At 35.9% G+C, this 5095-nt stretch carries 5 protein-coding genes; all 5 read left to right on the top strand.

Translation table 11 applies throughout. The features are described from left to right. On the top strand, nucleotides 1-944 hold a 944-nt coding region (locus tag C228_RS14935; RefSeq protein WP_018652987.1), incomplete at its 5' end, for a type VI secretion system Vgr family protein. Next, nucleotides 929-1831, top strand: coding sequence for a hypothetical protein (locus C228_RS0112820; RefSeq protein WP_018652988.1), 903 nt, complete (start codon nucleotides 929-931; stop codon nucleotides 1829-1831). The genes C228_RS14935 and C228_RS0112820, both read left to right, overlap by 16 nt. A 399-nt stretch (nucleotides 1832-2230) precedes the next feature. After that, nucleotides 2231-3589: a glycoside hydrolase family 19 protein gene (locus tag C228_RS14940; protein ID WP_018652990.1), complete on the top strand. Its 1359-nt coding sequence runs from the start codon at nucleotides 2231-2233 to the stop codon at nucleotides 3587-3589. A gap of 68 nt (nucleotides 3590-3657) precedes the next feature. Continuing rightward, nucleotides 3658-4443: a hypothetical protein gene (locus C228_RS0112840; protein ID WP_018652991.1), complete on the top strand. Its 786-nt coding sequence runs from the start codon at nucleotides 3658-3660 to the stop codon at nucleotides 4441-4443. 33 nt (nucleotides 4444-4476) lie between these two features. Next, on the top strand, nucleotides 4477-5095 hold a 619-nt coding region (locus C228_RS0112845), incomplete at its 3' end, for a contractile injection system protein, VgrG/Pvc8 family (protein ID WP_018652992.1).

Genomic DNA, 5095 nt, shown 5'->3' on the forward strand with positions numbered 1-5095 from the left:
CGCGAATTGGCGATGAAGTGCTGGTGAAATACTTAAATGGTGACCCGGAGCAACCAATCGTAGTAGGGAGAACATACCATAGTACGACGGAACCACCGTATAACCTTCCCGAACACAAAACCCGAATGACGATAAAATCTAAAACCCATAAGGGCAACGGCTTTAACGAACTGCGATTTGAAGATGAGAAAGGACAGGAAGAAATCTTTCTGCATGCAGAGAAAGACTTAAATCACATCGTCAAACGTAATGAAAGCACCGAAGTGGGCAATGACCGTAGCGAACAAGTGGAGCGAGACGAAAACATTCACATCGGCAACAATCGCACGGAAAGGGTCACACAGGATGAAGACCTTACGGTCAATCAAGACCAGTTACGCCATATAGGGCGAAACCGACTCACAAGAATTGAAAAAGACGACATCCTAAACATCAACAACAGCTACCGTCTAGCGGTACATGGCGATACGCATATTTATGTTGGTAATGACTTAACGATAGAGATAGCTCAAAACGGCAGTTGGCAGTCGGGAGAGTTATTAGAACAGATATGCAACCAATTTGAGCTTGAGGGTTATGAGCAAGTCACGTTGCAGGGCCCAGGAGGAACAATTATTATCAGCCGAGAGGGGATAGAACTGATAGGAAATGTGTATGTGGAAGGGGAGCTGCGAGAAGAGAGTGGTGCAGCGGAGGGGGTGAATCCGTTTGATATTCAAGTGAATGATGAAGAATCCTTTTATAAAATTCAGTTTAGAATGTTAGATGATCAAGGAAATCCTTATGTTAATGTTCCTTTCAGTATATTGCTTAGTGAAGGTGAACAAAAGGGAATCACTGATTTAGATGGATTAACGCCAATATACTATACTCAGAATGAAGAGAACGTGAAATGTAGATTGCATATTGATTCGGAGGAAGACTGGGAATGGGACAAAAAATAACAGAAGCGAAAACAACGAAAAGTAATGATTATATTTTTGAACAACAAATTAGCCAAAAAATAATAGTGTTAGAAATTACGGGAGAAGAAACAGGCTATACGATACAAGCTCTGAAAGGAATAGAGTCCTATATATTTTCAGATCCTGCTGTGGTTGTGAAAACATATAAAGTTAATGTTTTATTAAGAAGGTTAAATAGAGATAAAATTAAAATCTCGGATGAACTTATAGATACTTTTAATGTAACAAGAGATTCTTGGTATTATTTGGGAAGTGTTTGGCAAGCAAGAAATAAAATAATCAATAGTAATTTATTGCTTAATAGAGAATTTGTACCTGATGATTATAAATGTAATCAGTATACAGCATTATGGTTGCCGAATTTCCCTAGGGCTCGAACACAGGATGTTTCTAGGGGAATAAGAAAATCAGCGGAATATATTCACACAGAGTTACCTTATGAGCCTGATGGCTTAAATGCTTTTAAATTAACTCGATTTGGTAGTGAAAATTTACCAGCAAAACCTTTGAGGACAGAAAAAAACATCAATGGCAGTGTTATAGATGAACCAAGGGTTACACCCAATATAGCGACAAATGTATTAATTCATATTGGTGGAACATATAGTATATTGGGATATGATCACCTAGGTGGCTCCTATGGATGCTTTGGTTATATACCAAAGGAAAATATACATCCCACTGTATATAAAGCCAAGCAAGCTAGTATAAATGATGATTATGATGATCATATTTCTAATTCTAGTTGGATAGAAATATGTAAGAGAATTGTTAATTTAGCATTTCAAGATAAATTAAAGATAGAGATACATTTAAGAGAGAAACAAGGAGAAACATATGTTCCTGAAGAAATATTGGAAGAGTAATTTGTTAATGATTCTAATCATATTTTTATTTACTTTATTTGATGTCTATGGGGATAATTATTGGTTATCTTTAATTGCTATTTTTACAAAGGGTTACTTTTGGTTTAGAGTTGTTGTATACATTGGTATTTATATTTCTTTTATGTTTTTTATGGATTTTATTGTTTATTTGTTTAAGAAATTATTTAGGCTGTAAAGATTAAATCTGAGTTGATAGTTTTTGGTTAAAAACATTACCATACCAATAATAGACTACCTCTCTGTAATTTGTTTTCGATAATTTACTCTTTTGGAGGAATTCTTTTAAATATATTTAATTGAAAGCGGTATAATTTGAAGAGAATTTTGCAAATTTATCTTTAAATTATACCGCTTTTTGATTTTTTAGCATTTACCGAAATGCCTATCAGGTTATGTAGGAGGAAAAAATCAGAGGCATTCAGAACAAAAGCCAAAAGGGCTTATGCGCAAGACAAGGGAAATAAGCGACTGACGGACAATTTTTTATATGTGGCACGGGGAAGTCAGCTTTATAGCATAATGGATAATAAGGCATGTGAATTTGGCACAACGCTGGTTGAGATTATGGTACCGTTATCCGAAGTGCAAAAAGTGACGATAGGGCAAGAAAAAAATAAAAAGGATTACTATGATGTTGGGGCGTATTTAAATAATATGCCTGAAAAGTCGGAGGCAAAGATTTACGTGGACGATACTCATCTGACACATGGCGTATTATTGCCGGGGGTAAATGTGTTTAACCAGACAAGTAACTCATTGTGTATTTTCAAAGCAGAGTTACATGAATGGTGTGACCCGAGTAGCGAGTTAAGCCAAGTAGAAAAAGACCGACTTGACCCGATGTTCAGTGCGATATTGGGTGAATTGGATTTGGATAAAGATAACTCGACGGAATTTAAAGCGGGCAAACTGAATCAAATCTCTTTGAGCCCAAGCCAACACCGAAGAATGACGGGGATTATAGCCAAACATGATAATGAATGGAAAGCGACCCGGATTAATGATTTTGAGAAAATGTTGTTGCTTTATCGTCGTCATGGAAGAGAGGAACAGGCAAGACGTTTGGAGAGACGGGTAAAGGATTTAACAATCAGTTTAAAAGTAAATCAGTTTGATACGGAGAAGCAGGCGTATTATATACATCCGTTGGGGTTAATTGGGTGTCTAAGAAAAGTATGCAATGAGCTCTTAACAAAAGAAATGTTAAGAAAAATTTTTAAAACAGCAGCTCAAAAAGATATAGATGATTATCATGGTCCAATAAATCAAGCGATTTGTATATTTGGAATTAATGATATAAAGAGTTTAGCATTTTTCCTAGGTCAGGTATCTGTAGAGACATTAGATTTAGCATATAAATGGGAGCAAGGGAGCGATGCTTATTTCACTAGAAATTATGAAGGGAGAGCGGATCTTGGAAATACCCAACCTGGAGATGGGGCTAGATTTAGAGGTAGAGGCTTAATTCAATTAACTGGTAGACATAATTATACGAAATTTGAAGAGTATGCTAGAAAACACTTTCAAGGATATGAGGATCTAGATGTCACATCATCGACTTTGAAAGCAGATCAGGTTGCCAGTAATTTGGAGCTTAATGTATTGGCTGGTTTCTGGTATTGGTTTATTGGAGAAAAAAGTAGTGCTATACAAAAATACGTAAAATCAGAAGATTACTATTGGGTCTCTGTAAAAGTAAATGGTCGAAAAAAACAAAAAAAAACCATATTATCCTGATAAAGCTGCAGAACCTAATCATATGGAAAGAAGAATTGAGCGGACAAATATAGCACGAGAGGTATTGGATGTTTAGTTTGAAAAATAAAATATTTAAAATATTAGGATTATATTTTTTATTGTCTTCTAATTTATTTGCGAATGAATGTTTATCAGAAAATGATATTTCTATTAATATTCATAATTATACAACAAGAGAAGGAGAAACCTTATCGGAATTGAAAATTCTTAATAAGAAAACAAATGAAATTCTTTTTTCGGAAGAACTTTTAGGAAGCAAAGATCTTGATAAAGACGTAAAGTTCATAGATATGGATTTTGATGGCAATAAAGAAATTATTATCACTAGTGATGAAGATCCTAATCATACAGCTAATTATATAGCTGTCAAAGTTAATTGTAATCAAGTAAGTCGATATTCGATGTTTGGAGAAGTTGGAGAATTCAAAGGATATGATATTTCTTATGATGAAAAAAGAACTTATATTTATCTAGATGAGAATCACAACATTACTACTCGTATATATTGTTATAGTGACAAATTGTATCTTTGCCAAGAAAGTTTTTTTATAGAAAATGGGGTTGAATTAATTAAAAAATATGATAAGAAAGAGCGTGTAATTATGGCTGAAGTCTATTCAAATAAGAATAGATTAGAGGCTATTATAAATGAAAAATCTTATCTTAATAAAGAACCCAACTTACCAACAAATATGTATTTAATAAAAGGTGATAAAGTTATTATTTTAGATAAAAAAATAGATAGTTCTGGACAAAAATGGTACTTCATCAACTACAAGGGCAAAAAAGACATCAATATGTGGATTAAGGCAGAAGCTGTTGATCTAAAATAATAATGCATTTGGATATACAAGCGGTCTGATTTAGTGAAGAATTTGCAAAAAATTCATCAAATCAGACCGCTTGCCTTTAAGCTATTGCTAGCAGAAGAAGGCTGGTATTATTACTTTATCCATAATGCAGACAGTCACGAGTTACGCTTTGCGCATCAGAGTGTGAACTCACCGATTTTAGGCAACTTAACCTATAACGCCACACCTGCCGGAGACCGTCCTTTCGCCTGCCTTTGGCAATTTGAATATTGTCGAAGGGTGACGAGCACCCGCCAAACCTTACGGGATTACACCTTCTTAACCCCCAACTATTCTCTTGAACACCGACACCATGCCCAAGGCACCGCTTTGACAGACGGCGAAAGCGCAAAAAGTCCGGTCAATGCTGACGGTGTTTCTTCCCCAGTGTATGAAAACTATGATTACCCCGGCAGATATAAACGGGACGAACAAGGCAATCCGTTTAGCCGGTATCGCTTGGAGGCGACACTCGCATTGTCGGAAACGGCGAAGGCGACAGGGGACGATATGCGAGTGATACCGGGCTATGGCTTTAAGTTAGCAGGGCATCGTAATCTGGCGTTTAACCAAGATTGGCTGGTGGTACGGGTGGAGCACCAAGGTACACAAACCGGTGTTTTAGAGGAAGAAG

It is taken from the genome of Actinobacillus capsulatus DSM 19761 (assembly GCF_000374285.1).
In the GTDB taxonomy this organism is placed as follows: domain Bacteria; phylum Pseudomonadota; class Gammaproteobacteria; order Enterobacterales; family Pasteurellaceae; genus Actinobacillus; species Actinobacillus capsulatus.

What these genes read in the sequence shown, in the direction of transcription:
- C228_RS0112820 (WP_018652988.1), top strand. Translation starts at nt 929, where the DNA reads ATGGGACAAAAAATAACAGAAGCGAAAACAACGAAAAGTAATGATTAT.
- C228_RS14940 (WP_018652990.1), top strand. Translation starts at nt 2,231, where the DNA reads ATGCCTATCAGGTTATGTAGGAGGAAAAAATCAGAGGCATTCAGAACA.
- C228_RS0112840 (WP_018652991.1), top strand. Translation starts at nt 3,658, where the DNA reads ATGTTTAGTTTGAAAAATAAAATATTTAAAATATTAGGATTATATTTT.